Below are 15,562 nucleotides of genomic sequence, written 5' to 3' on the forward strand. Positions count from 1 at the left end.
TGGGGTTATCGTTAGGAGATATGCACATCGATACATTGAAGAGCGTAGCGCTTGATGCGCTGGAAGAATTGAAGGCTCGAGACATCGCTCAGTTGGACGTCACTGGGCTGACCGACGTTGCCGATATCATGTTGATTGCCAGCGGTACGTCAACCCGCCATGTTGCTGCCCTGGCCCAGAACGTGGTTGAAAAAGCCAAAGCTGCCGGGCTATCCCCGCGGGGTGTCGAGGGGGGTGACAACGCCGACTGGGTGCTTGTCGATCTGAGCGACGTGATTGTTCACATCATGCTGCCTGAAGCACGCGCCCTGTATGACCTGGAACGTTTATGGGCCGATTTGCCCAGCGACACCGGGCGGCGTGAGCTTTCTCTAAGTGACGAGCCGGCCAGCATGTCATGAAAATCCGCCTGTTGGCGGTGGGCAGTAAAATGCCCGCCTGGGTGGAAGAGGGCGTAGAAACCTACCGCAAGCGCCTGCCGAAAGATTTCAGCCTGGATATCGAAGAGGTGGCGCTGGGCCAGCGTGGTAAAAATGCGGATATAGCCCGGGCTCGGGAACAAGAGGCGGAGCGCATTCGCAGCAAGCTACGTGGCAACGAGCATGTGGTCGCGCTGGAGGTTGATGGCAAGGCCTGGACCACCGAGCAGCTCGCCCGGCAGGCCGATGGCTGGCGACTGCAAGGTCAGGACGTGGTGCTGCTGGTTGGCGGCCCGGACGGGCTTGATCCTGCTGTGTCGGCGATGGCTCAGCAGCGCTGGTCGTTATCGCCACTTACCTTACCTCATCCATTGGTGCGTATCATGCTCGCCGAGCAGCTTTATCGTGCCTGGACGCTGCTGGTGGGGCATCCCTACCATCGTTGAGTTATTCAGACAGCTGGATGCCCTTCATCGATTGAATGAGAGTTAGTCATCGCTATGCCACCGCGCTCCGACAAGCTTAAGAACACCGAGCAAGAACTTCGGATTTTTCGTGCCAGAGCCTTACTGGCCTTTGTGGTTGTGGTGGCCTTGACGAGCCTGCTGGTTGGACGTCTGGCTTATCTGCAGGTTGCTCAGCATGATGTTTACAGCACACGCTCTGAAAAAAATCGTGTTCGCGTTGAACCCTTGCCGCCTAACCGTGGGTTGATATACGACCGCAACGGGGTGCTACTGGCGGAAAACCGGCCCACCTACAACCTGACACTGGTGCGCGAGCGATCGGAAGACGTCGATGAAACCCTGGAGCTTCTGGTCGAGCTTCTTGAACTCAAAGGTGAAGAAATCAGCACCTTCTATGAGCGCTCCCAGCAATGGCAGCGCCCATTTCAGCCCGTTCTTCTGGCGAGCGACCTCAGTGAGGAGCAGATTGCCCGGTTAGCCGTTAATCGTCATCAGTTACCCGGAGTGGAGGTCGAGGCTCAATTACTGCGTTATTACCCCAATGCTGAGGTGATGGCGCATGCGCTGGGTTATGTCGGACGCATCAACGCCGAAGAGTTGGCTAACCTGGATGCGACCCGCTATGCCGGAACGCACTTTATCGGCAAGACGGGTATCGAGCGGTTTTACGAGGATGAACTGCACGGCCAGGCAGGCTTGCGAAGGGTTGAAACCAACGCGCGGGGGCGTGTGCTGCGTGAGCTTGGACGCACCGACCCAGTGCCCGGCAAGGATTTGACGTTGACCCTTGATTCGTCGCTGCAGATGCTCGCCTACGAGTTGATGGATGGCCGCCGGGGTTCCATCGTCGCCATCGAGCCAGACAGTGGCGAGATACTTGCCATGGTCTCGACGCCCGGTTTTGACAGTAATCAGTTTGTCACCGGTATCGACAGGGCCTCGTATCAAGCACTCCAGGAAAATCTTAACTTGCCGTTGTTCAACCGGGCAACTCGTGGTCACTATCCGCCCGGCTCGACGATCAAGCCTTTCCTGGCGCTTGGCGGACTTGTCGATGGAGCGATCACGCCCGATACCACCATCAACGACCCCGGCTATTATCAATTGCCCAATGATTCAAGGCGTTATCGAAACTGGCTGCGTTGGGGGCACGGTCGCGTGGATCTGGAACGCGCGCTGGCGGTGTCCAACAATACCTTTTATTACTCGCTGGCACACGAAATGGGCATTGATAGTCTCCATGAGCAAATGACCAACTTCGGTTTTGGTCAGCGTGTTGCGCATGATGTCCAGAGCCAGAGCTCAGGCTTGATGCCATCGCGTGAATGGAAGCGCGAACGTTTTAACCAGCCCTGGTATCCAGGTGAGACACTATCCGTGGGCATCGGTCAGGGGTACTGGCAGGTTACACCGCTGCAGTTGGCCACCGTCACGGCCACATTGGCCAACCGTGGTGATTGGGTGAAGCCTCGTATGGCGCGAAAAATTGGTGATAAGCCGCTGGAACGGGACCTGCCCGATACCCCGGAGGATATCAACCTGGCACAAGACGACTGGTGGGACAGTGTGTTCAGCGGCATGGAAAAGGTGGTGAGCGGCAGAGAAGGGACCGCGCGGCGTACTGGTGTGGGTCTTGAGTATCGCATGGGGGGCAAATCGGGCACGGCACAAGTGTTTTCGCTGGGCCAGGACCAGCGCTACGATGCCGACGAGCTCGAAGAGCGCCTGCGTGACCATGCGCTGTTCATTGCCTTTGCGCCTATCGAAGACCCGCAAATTGCCGTTTCGGTCATCGTTGAAAATGCTGGTGGCGGGAGTACCCACGCCGCCCATCTTGCCAGGGCGATGACCGATGAATGGTTGCTGGACGACGATGCCCCCGAAGTCGACGAGGTGCGCGAGACCCTGGAAACCGATACCAGCAACGTGGAGGGCAACTGATCATGCCATGGCAGGCCATAACCCGATCACTACGCGGCCATCCGGTGCGTCCCAGCGGTGGTATCCCCAAGCGTCGCAGTATCTGGGAGCGCATTCATCTTGACCCCTGGCTACTGGGCCTCCTTCTGATCCTGATGAGCAGTGGCCTGCTGGTGATCTATAGCGCCTCTGGCCAGAGCATGAACGTGGTCATTGCCCAAGCTATTCGCTTTGGTGTCGCGCTGGTGGCAATGGTGGTGGTGGCCCAGTTTTCACCGATCTTTTTCATGCGCTGGGCACCCGTAGCCTACGGGGTCGGCGTGCTGATGCTGGTAGCTGTAGAACTGGTCGGTGATTTTGGCATGGGCGCTCAACGCTGGCTGGAAATCCCAGGTGTCATCCGCTTTCAGCCCTCGGAAATGATGAAGCTGGCCGTTCCCATGATGGTCGCGGCCTATCTCTACCGCTGTGAACTGCCCCCCAAGCTGAAAGATATTGTGGTCTGCGCATTCATTATTGGTCTTCCGGTCGCATTGATTGCCGCCCAGCCCGATTTGGGCACGTCACTGTTGGTTGCCAGTGCGGCGATCATCGTCGTGTTGCTGGCCGGTTTGTCGTGGCGACTGATCGGATTGGTGTCTGTGCTATTGATTTCAGGCTTTCCCTTGCTGTGGATGAACCTGCATAACTATCAGCGCCAGCGCATACTGACGTTTCTGAATCCGGAGACGGATCCGCTCGGCTCAGGCTGGAATATCATCCAGTCAACGACCGCCATTGGTAGCGGCGGTGTTTTTGGTAAGGGGTGGCTTGAGGGAACGCAATCACAGTTGGAGTTTCTGCCTGAGCGTCATACTGACTTTATCGTTGCGGTGCTGGGCGAAGAAGTTGGGCTTATCGGTATGGTGGTACTGATTTTTCTGTACCTGCTCATTGTGAGTCGCGGGCTGTGGTTGGCTAGCGAGTCGCAGAATACCTTTGGCCGTCTAGTCGCCGGCAGCATCATTCTGACGTTTTTTATCTATGTATTTGTCAATATCGGTATGGTGAGTGGAATATTGCCGGTCGTTGGGGTGCCGTTGCCGCTGGTCAGCTACGGCGGCACCTCAAGCGTGACCTTGCTGGTGGGTTTCGGTATTCTCATGTCGATTCACGCGCATCGTCGGCTTCTTCCACGCTAGCGGTAGCGATAGAAAATCACAGCGCAGCCCACAGGAGCAGTGAGTGAATGAATAGAGCCAAACGGATGGCGGTTGTCGGCGTTTTGGGGGTTATGGTCGGCGGCCTGGCGTTTCCTCTAATGGCGGAGGATGACGGTGCCCAGAATTTCGACCCTGAGCACCATGAAGGCGCGCGTGCATTGGTGAAAAGTCTTGAGGACGAAGGATTGCCGAGCGACTGGTTAAACCGACAGTTGCGTCAGGCCAGACTGCGTCAGTCGGTGCTGGATGCCATGGCGGGGGCCGCCGAGCGTCATCTTGAATGGCACGAATACCGCGATATTTTCATGACCCAGCAGCGTATTGAAGAAGGCGTCGAGTTTCAGCAGGCCCATCAGGATGCGTTTGCCAAAGCGGAAGACGTTTACGGTGTTCCCCGCGACATCATTACCGCGATTATCGGCGTCGAGACCTACTATGGTCGCTACCGGGGTAGCCATCCGGTACTGGATTCCTTGGCGACGTTGGCCTTTGAGCATCCCACGCGGGGGAGTTTTTTTAGTCGTGAGCTAGAGGCCTTTCTGCAGATTGCGTACGAGCAGCAAGTTGACCCTTCGGCCCTAAAGGGCTCCTATGCCGGGGCAATGGGCTACCCCCAGTTTATTCCGACAAGCTATCAAGCCTATGCCGTTGACTTCGATGATGACGGGCAGCGCGATCTTTGGAACAACCCGGTTGACGCGATTGGCAGCGTTGCCAATTATTTTGCGGAGCACGGCTGGCAGGAAGGGCGTGCGGTCTATTACCCGGCGGAGGGGCCTGAAACGATGCCCTCTGATCTGTCCGTCAACCAGATAACACCCCCCGATACGTCGTTGGAGGCCTTGCAACGCGCAGGTATCACGCCGGATGTGGCGCTGGATGAAAGCGCCTCGGTCACGCCGCTGGTGCTTACTCTGAGCGATGGTCAACTGACGTATCGGCTCGGTGATCACAATTTTTACGTAATTACCCGCTACAATCACAGCCATCTTTATGCCATGGCCGTTGCCGAGTTGGCAGAAGCCATCTCCGCTGAGGCGCAAGCGGTGGGCGTAAAAAGTCTCCAGGGTGAGGATGACGCATGAAGTATTACGTTAACGTCTGGCAGCAATTAGGTTGTGCTGCCTTGATTCTGGTGGTTGTCAGCGGCTGTGCAAGTCACGAGCCGATGAGTGGCTCAAGCCAGTCAGCGCAAAATCGCACAGGAGCAAGTGCCGAGCCGAGCAATGATCGTGATACTGCCGGCGGGCGTTACGCCATGAGCGGGGATGCCTATCCGCTCGAGCCGCCGGATGTCTCCAGCGTGCCGGATGCAGTGCCCCGCGATGAACCGCTTTCACGGGCAGGCAACCGATCAACCTACGAGGTTTGGGGTAAGACCTATCATGTCTTGCCCGATGCCGACGGGTACACCAAGCAGGGGCTGGCCTCCTGGTACGGCGAAAAGTTTCACGGCTACGCAACGTCGAACGGTGAAATCTATGACATGTACAAAATGTCGGCGGCGCATCGTTCGCTCCCGCTGCCCACCTATGCACGTGTGACCAGTGAACGTAACGGACAGTCGGTGATTGTCAGGGTCAATGACCGTGGTCCTTTCCACAGTGACCGCGAAATTGATCTTTCCTACGCGGCAGCTGCCAGGCTGGGTATTCTGGATGAAGGGACTGGCGCGGTGACGGTCGAGGCGATAAATCCCGAACAGTGGCAGGCGCAGCGTTCGCGTAACACGTCTCGGTCAACGCCTGTGCCCGACACGGCAACGGCAAGTGCACCGGTAACGCCCGAGCGCAACAGAGATAATCCGCCGAGCGAGCCAAGTGGTGGGGTCGTCTATTTACAAATAGCCGCGTTAGGCGATTCCCAAAACGCTCAGAAAATGCGTTCAGAATTGAGCAATACCATTTCTCACGATGTGCGTGTGAACCAGGACGACGACATTTATCGCGTTCAGGTGGGGCCGGTCGCTGCTGATCAAGAGAGTGACGCTCGCAAAGCGTTACACGATGCGGGCTTTACCGATGTGTTTATCGTGCGATAATTGTTAATCGATATTTTAGACGCGCGCTACTGAGCGCGTTTTTTTCAAGTCAATGAGAATGTGATCATGAAAGTGTTAAGTGCTTTGTTTTCTTCTGCGCGGCTTTGTGTGTTTGCGGCGGCCATTGTGGTCGCCCCTGCTGTCAGTGCTCAAGAGACGCCCCAGCCGCAAACGATTATTCCCGCACCGCCGCAGTTGGCCGCCAGCTCGTGGATATTAATGGATGCCGATAGCGGCAAAGTACTGGCACAGCATGATGCGGATGAGCGCTTACCGCCCGCCAGTTTGACCAAGTTAATGACCGCCTATCTGGTAGAGCGTGAGCTGGATCGGGGTAGCATTGCCCTTGATGATCAGGTGAGCATCAGCGAAAAAGCGTGGCGTACGGGCGGTTCTAAAATGTTCGTCGAAGTCGGCGACCAGGTCGCGGTTGAAGACCTGCTGCATGGCATCATCATTGTGTCTGGCAACGACGCCAGTGTGGCGATGGCCGAGCACCTGGCGGGCGGTGAAGCCCCGTTTGCCGATTTGATGAACCAGCATGCGGCGCGACTGGGCATGGAAAATTCCAATTTTGAAAACCCGACCGGGCTGCCGGGAGAAAACCACTACTCATCTGCCCGCGATATGGCCCTGTTGACTCAACATATCGTCAATGACTATCCAGAGCATTACGCCATCTACTCTGAGCGTGAGTTTACCTTCGGCGGTATTTCGCAACCGAACCGTAACCGCCTGCTGTGGCGAGACCCAACGGTGGATGGTCTGAAAACCGGCTGGACCTCCGAGGCCGGTTATTGCCTGGTGTCCTCGGCTAAACGAGACGACATGCGGTTGATTTCCGTGGTCATGGGGACCGATTCTGAAGAGGCCCGTGCTCAGGAAACTCAAAAACTGCTCAGCTACGGCTTCCGGTTTTTTGAAACCATGAGCCTTTACGAACGTGGTGCCGTGCTGGCCACGCCGCGTGTCTGGGGTGGTGATATCAATGAGGTTCGCGTCGGAGTGGATGAAGCCGTCACCATGACATTGCCGCGTAACCGCAATGACGAGCTGCGTGCACGCCTGAATCTCAACGCTGAGCTCCAGGCGCCCCTCAGTGTCGGCGACGAGGTGGGTACGCTCGAGATTCACATGGGTGACGATGTCGTCGGTGAACGGCAGCTAGTGGCACTGGAAGACGTTGAAGAGGGCGGCTTTTTCAAGCAGTTGCTTGATCAGGTTCGCCGCTTTTTCTCTAACCTGATCAGTAATTTTACTGATTGATGGTCAGCTGTCTTGCCGTCAAAGCAGGAATATCATTTGCAAAACCAGTGAGTTTGTCATGTCAAAAGGTGGACAAAACAGCTTTCGCGATCTGCGTCAGCCGGCGGCACAAGAAGCGCCCAAGATCAGCTTTCCTTGCCCCTATCCGTTAAAAGTAGTGGGTGACGCCACGGAGGATTTCCCGGCACGGGTTTGCCAGGTGATTGTCCGCCACGATCCCGACTTTGATGAGGCGACGATGCAAGTCATTGATAGCCGCAACGGACGCTTTCAATCGGTGAGGGTCACCATCACGGCAACCGGTGAACAACAGCTGAAGCAATTGTTCGACGAGCTGAAGGCCACTGGCCTCGTGCATATGGTGGTGTAATGACAACACCGCCCATCGAACTGCATGTGTTGGGCCGCAAGCCCTATCTGCCGGTTTGGCAGGCCATGCGTTCGTTGACGGATCATCGAGATCCACAGACGCCTGATCAGTTCTGGCTGGTCGAGCACGACCCGGTGTTTACCCAAGGCCAGGCCGGTAAGCCCGAGCATGTGCTGATGCCGGGCGACATTCCGGTCGTGCAGACCGACCGCGGCGGGCAGGTCACCTACCATGGACCCGGCCAGGTGGTGTTGTATCCGTTGCTCGACGTGCGGCGGGGTAAACTGGGCGTGCGTACGCTGGTGACCGCGCTTGAAAATGCGGTGATCAGCGTGCTGGCAGACTACGGTGTGTCGGCAAGGGCGCGTCCCGATGCGCCGGGCGTCTACGTGAAGGGCGACGCAGGGGAAGCCAAGATCGCGTCTCTAGGTCTGCGTATTCGCCGCGGAGCGAGCTTTCACGGTGTGGCGCTAAATGTCGACGGGGATCTGACGCCTTTTTCCTACATCAATCCCTGTGGCTATGCGGGCATGCCGATGACACGCTTGGCCGATTGGGTAACCTTGCCAAGCGACCATCGGGTAGGCGAGCAGTTGGCTGAAGCGCTGGCCGTCCAGTTGGATCGTTCACTGGTAACAGGCGTGCAACCGCCACCGCTGAATGCATAGCGGTGGCCGGTGGGGCTGATTAGCCGACATTGAGGGCCGGAATGATATTGGGATCCGGTTCTTCCTGGCCTGGCACGGCTGCCGGCGAAGCCAGCCCGAGGTTGTTCTTCTCGAAGACGCGGTCAGCACGGTAGCTTGAGCGAACAAGTGGGCCAGATGGCACTTCCATAAAGCCTTTCTCAAGCCCGATTTCGCGGTAGCGGTCGAACTCTTCAGGCGTTACCCAGCGCTCCACTGGCAGGTGATTCTTGGTCGGACGCAGATATTGTCCCAGGGTCACGATATCGACGCCGATTTCGCGAAGATCGTCGAATGTCTTGAGAATCTCTTCGTCTGTTTCACCCAGGCCAAGCATCAGGCTGGTTTTGGTGATCACGTCAGGACGGTAACGTTTTGCGTGGGCCAGGACGTCAAGGGTCTTGCGGTAGCCTGCACGCGGGTCACGAACCCGGCTGGTCAGGCGCTCAACCGTTTCGACGTTTTGGGCAAAGACTTCCAGACCTGAATCGGCAACTTGCTCGATGGCCGCGGGCGCCCCGTCAAAATCCGGGGTCAGTGCTTCAACCACCACGTGGGGGGTGCGTGCCTTGATGGCGCGAATGCAGTTGGCGTAGTGGCTGGCCCCCCCATCGTCTAGGTCGTCACGGTCCACCGAGGTAAGCACGATATAGCGCAGGCCCATCAACTCGACTGATTTTGCCGTGTTGTCTGGCTCTTCATGGTCGAGCCAGCCTTTCGGGTTGCCTGTGTCGACTGCACAGAAACGGCAGGCGCGGGTGCACACCGACCCCATCAGCATGATCGTCGCCGTGCCGTTGCTCCAGCACTCGCCCATGTTAGGGCAGTGGGACTCGGCGCACACCGTGCTAAGCCGATGGGTGGCAACGTTCTTTTTGACCGCCTCAAAGCGCTCGCCACCAGGGATTTGAGCGCGAAGCCATTTGGGCTTGCGATCCAGAGAAGGGGCATCGGCGTCTGCTTTGCGCTGCTTCATGCCATCTTTAATCACCGTCATGCCGTGTTCATTGCGGAATTTTTCACCGCTGGGGACACGTGGCGAGGTGTTATTGCTCATAGCGAGAGAGCCTCTCTACTGGGCGGCAGGCAATGTCATGCGGCGATGTAAGCCATGTCCGACTGCATGCCGATTGATACGTAGGTAGTAAGACATAATGTAACATAGGTTGGCTTTTGCATGACACCGCAGGGTGGATACCTGTCATGGGTAACCTGTGCACCGGTAATAGATTATACCAATGAGTCTGCGTTAGGCATCGACGTGATGCGGGGAAAGGCCTAAACTATATTGCGTTGCAGCATCATTGCTTTCGGGTTCGATGCTACCGCATCAACCCAATGGGAGATCCTATGAATTTCTTCGCTAACCCTTTATCGCCGACTCATAAAAACCAGGATAAAGCGACGGCATCTGTCAGTGATGCCATGGCCACGCTGTTCGATCCTTTCGGATTTGGCCGCGCCGCCTTTGATTACTGGCGAGATAGCGTTGAGCGTAGCGTGCTTTACCTGGACGTGATGCGTGAGCGCGGGAATCAATACCTGGCACATATGGAACAGACCAAACCCAGTGTGCTGGGGTTTGACACCGAAGTGTTGGTGGATGGGCGTACATTGCCGCAGCCTACCAACTATGAATTGCTGCGCGTGATACCGCCGGAAGGCATTGAAACAGATCCTGAAAGCCGTCCTTTTGTAGTGGTCGACCCGCGAGCCGGTCATGGACCCGGTATCGGTGGTTTCAAGCCCGACAGCGAGCTTGGTGTCGCATTAAAAGCGGGTCATCCTTGTTACTTTATCGGCTTTCTACCGTTTCCCGAGCCCGGACAAACGGTTGAAGATGTGGTCGAGTCTGAAGTGGCGTTTCTGCGTCATGTGATCGAGCGTCATCCTGAAACCAGCGAAAAGCCCATGGTGGTGGGGAATTGCCAGGCGGGCTGGCAGATCATGATGGCGGCGGCCCTGGAGCCTGAGGTGTTCGGCCCGATTCTGATCGCCGGTGCGCCGCTTTCGTATTGGGCAGGCGAGCATGGCAAGGCCCCCATGCGTTATACCGGGGGCATGACCGGCGGTAGCTGGATAACCGCGATGACCAGCGACCTGGGTAATGGCCTATTCGACGGTGCCTGGCTGGTGCAGAATTTCGAGCGTCTCAACCCGGCGAACACCTATTGGAAAAAGCAGTACCACCTGTTTGACAATATTGATACTGAGGCAAATCGATACCTCGAGTTTGAGCGCTGGTGGGGTGGTCACGTAGTCCTTGGTGGCGAAGAGATTCAATATATCGTCGACAACCTGTTTGTCGGCAACCGGCTATCCACCGCACAGTTGGTCACGCGTGATGGTCGCCGCATCGACCTGCGCAACGTGCGCTCGCCGGTGGTGGTATTCTGCTCGCGGGGTGACGATATTACGCCGCCGCCACAGGCGCTGGGTTGGATCCGTGATCTTTACGAAGATGAAAAAGATATCATTGCCAATGAACAGACCATTGTTTATTGCCAGCATGATACAACCGGTCACCTGGGTATCTTCGTGTCGAGCAGCGTGTCGCGCAAGGAGCATACCGAGTTCACGGCCAACATGGATTATATCGATGTGATGCCGCCGGGGCTTTACGAAACCACGATTACACACGCCGATGAACGCCACGACGGCGAGAGCCTTGAGCGGGACTACCTGCTTGAATTTTCGCCGCGTAACTTTGACGAGCTTGATCGTGAAGTCATGCACAAGCCCGAAGATGACCGGCGTTTCGCGACCGTGGCGCGTATTTCCGAAATCAACCTGGGTCTTTATCGACTTTATATGCAGCCCTGGCTTCAGGCGGTCATGACCCCTGAAGCCGCCCGCTGGATCCGCCGGATGCACCCGATTCGTTTGGGCTACAAGCTGCTTTCTGACCGTAACCCGATGAGTGTGCCGCTACCCGTGATGGCAGAGCAGGTTCGCCAGTCGCGTCACCCGGTGGGCAAGGACAACCTGTTCAAGGCATTTGAAACCATGACCTCTGATCAGATCGTGGCAGGGCTCAATGCCTGGCGCGATGCCCGTGACGGTGCCACCGAGCGGTTGTTCATGGATATCTACGGGCAACCCCTGTTACAGGCCGCTGTTGGGCTTTACGGTGACGCCCACGTGCACCGCCGTCGCCCCGGCGACGAGCCGGAACACCGCCGCTTTCTGGAGCAGCGCGAGAACGAACTGCTTGCCAAGATTGCCCAGGGTGGGCCTCACGAAGCGGTCATGCGTGCCGTTATTTACGTGCTGGGTGGCGCACCCGCGACGGACGAGCGCAACTTCAAGCGGCTGCGCGCTTCCAGAGCGGCGTTGGAGCCCAGCGCCAATTTAAGCGACTTCAAGAGCCTGGTGCGTGAGCAGTTCTTTATCCTGAAGCTGGATCGGGAGCAAGCGCTTAACACCTTGCCAACACTGCTAGAAGGCCAGACCAACGACGAGATTGATGCTCATCTTTCGCATCTGGAGGATGTGCTGTCGGCCAGTGGTGAGCTCTCTGAGCATGCTGCATCGCGCTTTGCACAGGCCAAGGAGTTGTTTAATCAGGCCCGGCCTGTTGAAAAAGCCGTTGCGGCAAGTCCACAGACGCCTCAGCAGGCTCCCCAGGCGTCGCCCGCCAAGGCATCGACGGCGAGTAAGACGTCCGCGACGTCACGGCGCAAATCGCCGCCTAAGCAGTAGCGGTTCCATCGAGTGCTACACGCCCCTGCCCAATGGCAGGGGCGTTTGCGTTGGTATCTGCATTGTGCGGCGTTGATTTTTGGGTTGCCGTTGCGCAATCGGCAGTCTAGTGTCTAGCTACAAATTAGTTGAAAAGTGTGATGTTCATCATCATTGAATCGACTGCATCCTCGTGCTCACCACTGGCGCTTCGTTATGGGCTGGGGTAGGGTAGGCGCATTTTTTCGCCCGCACGGTTTTGATGGCTGTTGCGGCATCGTATTCATCGCACCTCAGCGTGTGCACTCAGAAAGTGGAGCACTATGGGTAAGTCACTGGTCATCGTCGAGTCGCCCGCCAAAGCGAAGACGATCAATAAATACCTCGGCAACGATTTCATCGTAAAGTCGAGCGTGGGTCACATCCGTGACCTGCCGACCAGCGGCTCAGGCAAGACAGCCTCTGACCCCAAGGAGCGCGCTCGCCAAGCCGCGGCTACACGTAAAATGTCGGCGGACGATAAAGCCGAATATAAAAAGCGCAAGGCACAGGACCAGCTGATAAGACGAATGGGCATCGACCCCAATAACGGCTGGGAAGCACACTACGAAGTACTTCCCGGCAAGGAAAAAGTCGTAGCCGAACTCAAGAAGCTGGCCGAGAAGGCTGATGCCGTCTATCTGGCAACGGATTTGGATCGCGAGGGGGAAGCCATTGCCTGGCACCTGCGCGAAACCATCGGCGGGGACGACAGCCGCTATAAGCGCGTGGTGTTCAACGAAATCACCAAAAACGCCATTCAGGACGCTTTTAAAGCCCCTGGGGCACTGAATATTCCGCGTGTTGAAGCCCAGCAGGCCCGGCGTTTTCTTGATCGTGTGGTGGGCTTCATGTTGTCGCCGTTGCTTTGGGCCAAGATTGCCCGGGGGCTCTCGGCTGGCCGCGTGCAGTCCGTTGCCGTGCGCTTGATCGTCGAGCGGGAGCGGGAGATACGGGCATTCATTCCCGAAGAGTTTTGGGATGTGCACGCTGACCTTGCCTCGCCGGATGGCGAACAGGTGCGCTTCGTGCTGGCCCGTCAGGACGGCAAGGCCTTCCGCCCGACGTCTGAAAAGGACACCCTGGCGCGTATCGAGCGGCTCAGGAGCGCGTCGCTTTCGATCACCTCGCGGGAAGATAAACCCACCAGTTCGAAGCCAACACCCCCCTTTATCACCTCGACATTGCAACAGGCGGCCAGCGGGCGGTTAGGCTTCTCGGTCAAAAAGACCATGACCATGGCTCAGCGTCTGTACGAGGCGGGCTATATCACCTATATGCGTACCGATTCGACCAATCTGTCCAAAGATGCGGTGGACAACGTGCGGACATTTATCGGTGAAGAATACGGGCCGCGCTATTTACCCGAGTCAGCCAACCGCTATACCAGCAAGGAAAGCGCCCAGGAGGCTCACGAGGCTATACGTCCGTCGAGCGTTGACCGTCAGGCGACCGACCTGGTGGGCATGGAGCGTGACGCCGAGCGCCTTTACGAGCTTATCTGGCGTCAGTTCGTGGCTTGTCAGATGACGCCTGCCGAGTACCTCTCAAGCACATTGAGTATCGACGTTGACGGTTATGAGCTGCGTGCCAAAGGTCGTGTGCTGAAGTTCGACGGCTACACTCGGGTAATGAAACCCAGTGGTAAGAATGAAGACCAGCGTCTGCCGGATCTGCCAACCGGTACGCCCATGTCGCTTGAAACCCTTGACCCGCAGCAGCACTTTACCAAGCCGCCCGCACGTTATACGGAGGCAAGCCTGGTCAAGGAACTTGAAAAGCAGGGTATCGGGCGTCCGTCGACCTACGCCTCGATCATCTCGACGATCCAGGATCGCGGCTACGTAAAGCTCGAGAGCCGGCGGTTCTACGCCGAAAAACTCGGCGATATCGTGACGGAGCGTCTAAAAGAGTCCTTCCCTGATTTGATGGACTTTTCGTTCACCGCCCGCATGGAAGACAGCCTGGATGAAGTCGCCGAAGGTGAGCGTAACTGGCAGGCCCTGCTGGATGCCTTCTATGAAGAATTTCGGGAAGAGCTGGTCCAGGCTGAAAGCGAAGACGGCATGCGGCCCAATCAACCGGTGCCCACCGATATCGACTGCCCCGCCTGCGGTCGTCAGATGCAGATACGTACAGCCTCGACGGGGGTTTTCCTCGGCTGCAGTGGTTATAACCTGCCGCCCAAAGAGCGCTGCAAGACCACCATCGACCTGATTCCCGGTGAAGAGGCCGTGGCCGCTGATGCGGGTGAAGAGGCTGAAACCGACGCGCTGCGTGCCAAGCGTCGTTGCCCGGTCTGCAGCACGGCGATGGATAACTATCTGATCGACGAAACCCGGAAGCTGCATATCTGTGGCAATAGCCCGGATTGCGAAGGTTATGAGGTTGAAACCGGCAAGTTCAAGATTAAAGGCTATGATGGGCCGCTTATCGAATGCGATAAGTGTGGTGCGGACATGCAGCTGAAGTCCGGGCGCTTTGGCAAGTACTTTGGTTGTACCAACAGTGAATGTAAAAATACCCGCAAGCTGTTGAAGAGCGGCGAAGTGGCACCGCCGAAGATGGACCCCATTGATATGCCGGAACTGGCCTGTCAGAAAGTCGATGACCACTACGTACTGCGCGACGGTGCCAGCGGACTGTTTCTGGCAGCGAGCAAGTTTCCCAAAAACCGTGAAACACGTCCGCCGCTTGTCAAAGAACTCAAGGCCCATGCCGATGAGTTGCCTGAAAAGTACCATTTCATCCTCAAGGCGCCCAGCGAAGACCCGGACGGGCGGCCTGCGCAGATTCGCTACTCGCGCAAGTTCAAAGAGCAGTACGTGATGACCGACGAGGAGGGCAAGGCGACAGGCTGGAAAGCGACCTTTGAAGGCGGTAAATGGCACGTGGAGGACAAGCGTAAAAAATGAGTGATCGTGCGCGCACCAATCAGTTGCTCTACCAGGCTGAACTACTGGCGACTTCAACGACCGATGATAATGAGCATGCCGTTGCGCAAGGTATGGCACAGGAAGAGGGGGCGCTTGCACTGTTTGAGCTGGCGCTGACGTCGTTGCTGCGCGAAGTGACAGAGCACGCTCGTTTGGCCCAGCACGATTGGCGCTATCTGTTGTCTGAGGAAGGGCCGGCGATGGCAGAGCTTCAGCGCCTGCGTGACTTGGCCCACCATCCGGATTCTTGGCTAAACTGGCTGGTAGTACAGCTGGATAAACTGCATAGCAGTGAAGGCGTGGCCAAGCGCCGAGCTTCCCAGCCCGGAATGATTGCGGTTGGCGATCAAGCCAGCTTGCGCGAGCAACTTCGGGACCATCTCGAGTCGGCCAAGCGAGAAGTCGCCGCGCTGCGCGAAACCAGTCAAGAGTGGTAATGAGCAGAGTGGTAATGAGCGTAGTACTGAGAGTGGTGCTGAGAGTGGTAATGGGAAGTTAACTAGACCGCGTTGCTCTATGAAACCGCGATGTAGGA

13 protein-coding genes are annotated in these 15,562 nt (G+C 57.1%); 12 read left to right on the top strand and 1 reads right to left on the bottom strand.

The annotated features are described in order from the left end of the window. The first annotated feature begins 20 nt into the window (after nucleotides 1–20). The 9 genes from rsfS (at nucleotide 21) to lipB (ending at nucleotide 8,353) form a co-directional block, all read left to right on the top strand. Nucleotides 21–401, top strand: coding sequence for a ribosome silencing factor (rsfS, locus tag B7L15_RS12355; RefSeq protein ID WP_085919269.1), 381 nt, complete (start codon nucleotides 21–23; stop codon nucleotides 399–401). Next, complete coding sequence (rlmH, locus tag B7L15_RS12360) at nucleotides 398–865, top strand: 23S rRNA (pseudouridine(1915)-N(3))-methyltransferase RlmH (RefSeq protein WP_085919270.1); 468 nt, start codon at nucleotides 398–400, stop codon at nucleotides 863–865. Before rsfS ends, rlmH begins: the two co-directional genes overlap by 4 nt. Before the next feature lie 54 nt (nucleotides 866–919). After that, complete coding sequence (gene mrdA / locus B7L15_RS12365; protein ID WP_085919271.1) at nucleotides 920–2,827, top strand: penicillin-binding protein 2; 1,908 nt, start codon at nucleotides 920–922, stop codon at nucleotides 2,825–2,827. A gap of 2 nt (nucleotides 2,828–2,829) precedes the next feature. Next, nucleotides 2,830–3,987 carry a rod shape-determining protein RodA gene (gene rodA / locus B7L15_RS12370; RefSeq protein WP_085919272.1) on the top strand — a complete coding sequence of 386 codons (1,158 nt, stop codon included), beginning with the start codon at nucleotides 2,830–2,832 and terminating at the stop codon, nucleotides 3,985–3,987. A 47-nt stretch (nucleotides 3,988–4,034) separates the two neighbouring features. Then, a complete protein-coding gene (mltB, locus tag B7L15_RS12375; RefSeq protein ID WP_085919273.1) occupies nucleotides 4,035–5,093 on the top strand; it encodes a lytic murein transglycosylase B in 1,059 nt (352 codons plus the stop codon). After that, nucleotides 5,090–6,049, top strand: a complete 960-nt coding sequence (locus tag B7L15_RS12380; protein ID WP_085919274.1) for a septal ring lytic transglycosylase RlpA family protein — start codon at nucleotides 5,090–5,092, stop codon at nucleotides 6,047–6,049. The genes mltB and B7L15_RS12380 overlap by 4 nt, the downstream gene beginning before the upstream one ends. A 66-nt stretch (nucleotides 6,050–6,115) precedes the next feature. After that, a complete protein-coding gene (locus B7L15_RS12385) occupies nucleotides 6,116–7,315 on the top strand; it encodes a D-alanyl-D-alanine carboxypeptidase family protein (protein WP_085919275.1) in 1,200 nt (399 codons plus the stop codon). 58 nt (nucleotides 7,316–7,373) lie between these two features. Beyond that, the gene (locus tag B7L15_RS12390; protein ID WP_085919276.1) at nucleotides 7,374–7,685 is read left to right on the top strand and encodes an HP0495 family protein; all 312 of its coding nucleotides are present in this window, start codon (nucleotides 7,374–7,376) and stop codon (nucleotides 7,683–7,685) included. Then, nucleotides 7,685–8,353, top strand: a complete 669-nt coding sequence (gene lipB, locus B7L15_RS12395) for a lipoyl(octanoyl) transferase LipB (RefSeq protein ID WP_085919277.1) — start codon at nucleotides 7,685–7,687, stop codon at nucleotides 8,351–8,353. The genes B7L15_RS12390 and lipB overlap by 1 nt, the downstream gene beginning before the upstream one ends. A 19-nt stretch (nucleotides 8,354–8,372) precedes the next feature. Here the strand turns inward: lipB and lipA are convergent, their stop codons facing one another. Next, nucleotides 8,373–9,428, bottom strand: coding sequence for a lipoyl synthase (gene lipA, locus B7L15_RS12400; RefSeq protein ID WP_085919278.1), 1,056 nt, complete (start codon nucleotides 9,426–9,428; stop codon nucleotides 8,373–8,375). 293 nt (nucleotides 9,429–9,721) lie between these two features. Here lipA and B7L15_RS12405 point away from each other — a divergent pair, with 293 nt between their 5' ends. From B7L15_RS12405 to B7L15_RS12415, 3 genes are all read left to right on the top strand, one after another. Next, nucleotides 9,722–12,073, top strand: coding sequence for a DUF3141 domain-containing protein (locus B7L15_RS12405; RefSeq protein WP_085919279.1), 2,352 nt, complete (start codon nucleotides 9,722–9,724; stop codon nucleotides 12,071–12,073). Between the two features lie 302 nt (nucleotides 12,074–12,375). Beyond that, complete coding sequence (topA, locus tag B7L15_RS12410) at nucleotides 12,376–15,006, top strand: type I DNA topoisomerase (protein ID WP_085919280.1); 2,631 nt, start codon at nucleotides 12,376–12,378, stop codon at nucleotides 15,004–15,006. Next, the gene (locus B7L15_RS12415) at nucleotides 15,003–15,464 is read left to right on the top strand and encodes a DUF6586 family protein (RefSeq protein WP_085919281.1); all 462 of its coding nucleotides are present in this window, start codon (nucleotides 15,003–15,005) and stop codon (nucleotides 15,462–15,464) included. The genes topA and B7L15_RS12415 overlap by 4 nt, the downstream gene beginning before the upstream one ends. Nucleotides 15,465–15,562 lie beyond the last annotated feature (98 nt).

Origin of the sequence: Halomonas sp. CSM-2 (assembly GCF_002119345.1) — a bacterium.
GTDB classification, from domain to species: domain Bacteria; phylum Pseudomonadota; class Gammaproteobacteria; order Pseudomonadales; family Halomonadaceae; genus Vreelandella; species Vreelandella janggokensis.

What these genes read in the sequence shown, in the direction of transcription:
- rsfS (WP_085919269.1), top strand. Translation starts at nt 21, where the DNA reads ATGCACATCGATACATTGAAGAGCGTAGCGCTTGATGCGCTGGAAGAA.
- rlmH (WP_085919270.1), top strand. Translation starts at nt 398, where the DNA reads ATGAAAATCCGCCTGTTGGCGGTGGGCAGTAAAATGCCCGCCTGGGTG.
- mrdA (WP_085919271.1), top strand. Translation starts at nt 920, where the DNA reads ATGCCACCGCGCTCCGACAAGCTTAAGAACACCGAGCAAGAACTTCGG.
- rodA (WP_085919272.1), top strand. Translation starts at nt 2,830, where the DNA reads ATGCCATGGCAGGCCATAACCCGATCACTACGCGGCCATCCGGTGCGT.
- mltB (WP_085919273.1), top strand. Translation starts at nt 4,035, where the DNA reads ATGAATAGAGCCAAACGGATGGCGGTTGTCGGCGTTTTGGGGGTTATG.
- B7L15_RS12380 (WP_085919274.1), top strand. Translation starts at nt 5,090, where the DNA reads ATGAAGTATTACGTTAACGTCTGGCAGCAATTAGGTTGTGCTGCCTTG.
- B7L15_RS12385 (WP_085919275.1), top strand. Translation starts at nt 6,116, where the DNA reads ATGAAAGTGTTAAGTGCTTTGTTTTCTTCTGCGCGGCTTTGTGTGTTT.
- B7L15_RS12390 (WP_085919276.1), top strand. Translation starts at nt 7,374, where the DNA reads ATGTCAAAAGGTGGACAAAACAGCTTTCGCGATCTGCGTCAGCCGGCG.
- lipB (WP_085919277.1), top strand. Translation starts at nt 7,685, where the DNA reads ATGACAACACCGCCCATCGAACTGCATGTGTTGGGCCGCAAGCCCTAT.
- lipA (WP_085919278.1), bottom strand. Translation starts at nt 9,428, where the DNA reads ATGAGCAATAACACCTCGCCACGTGTCCCCAGCGGTGAAAAATTCCGC.
- B7L15_RS12405 (WP_085919279.1), top strand. Translation starts at nt 9,722, where the DNA reads ATGAATTTCTTCGCTAACCCTTTATCGCCGACTCATAAAAACCAGGAT.
- topA (WP_085919280.1), top strand. Translation starts at nt 12,376, where the DNA reads ATGGGTAAGTCACTGGTCATCGTCGAGTCGCCCGCCAAAGCGAAGACG.
- B7L15_RS12415 (WP_085919281.1), top strand. Translation starts at nt 15,003, where the DNA reads ATGAGTGATCGTGCGCGCACCAATCAGTTGCTCTACCAGGCTGAACTA.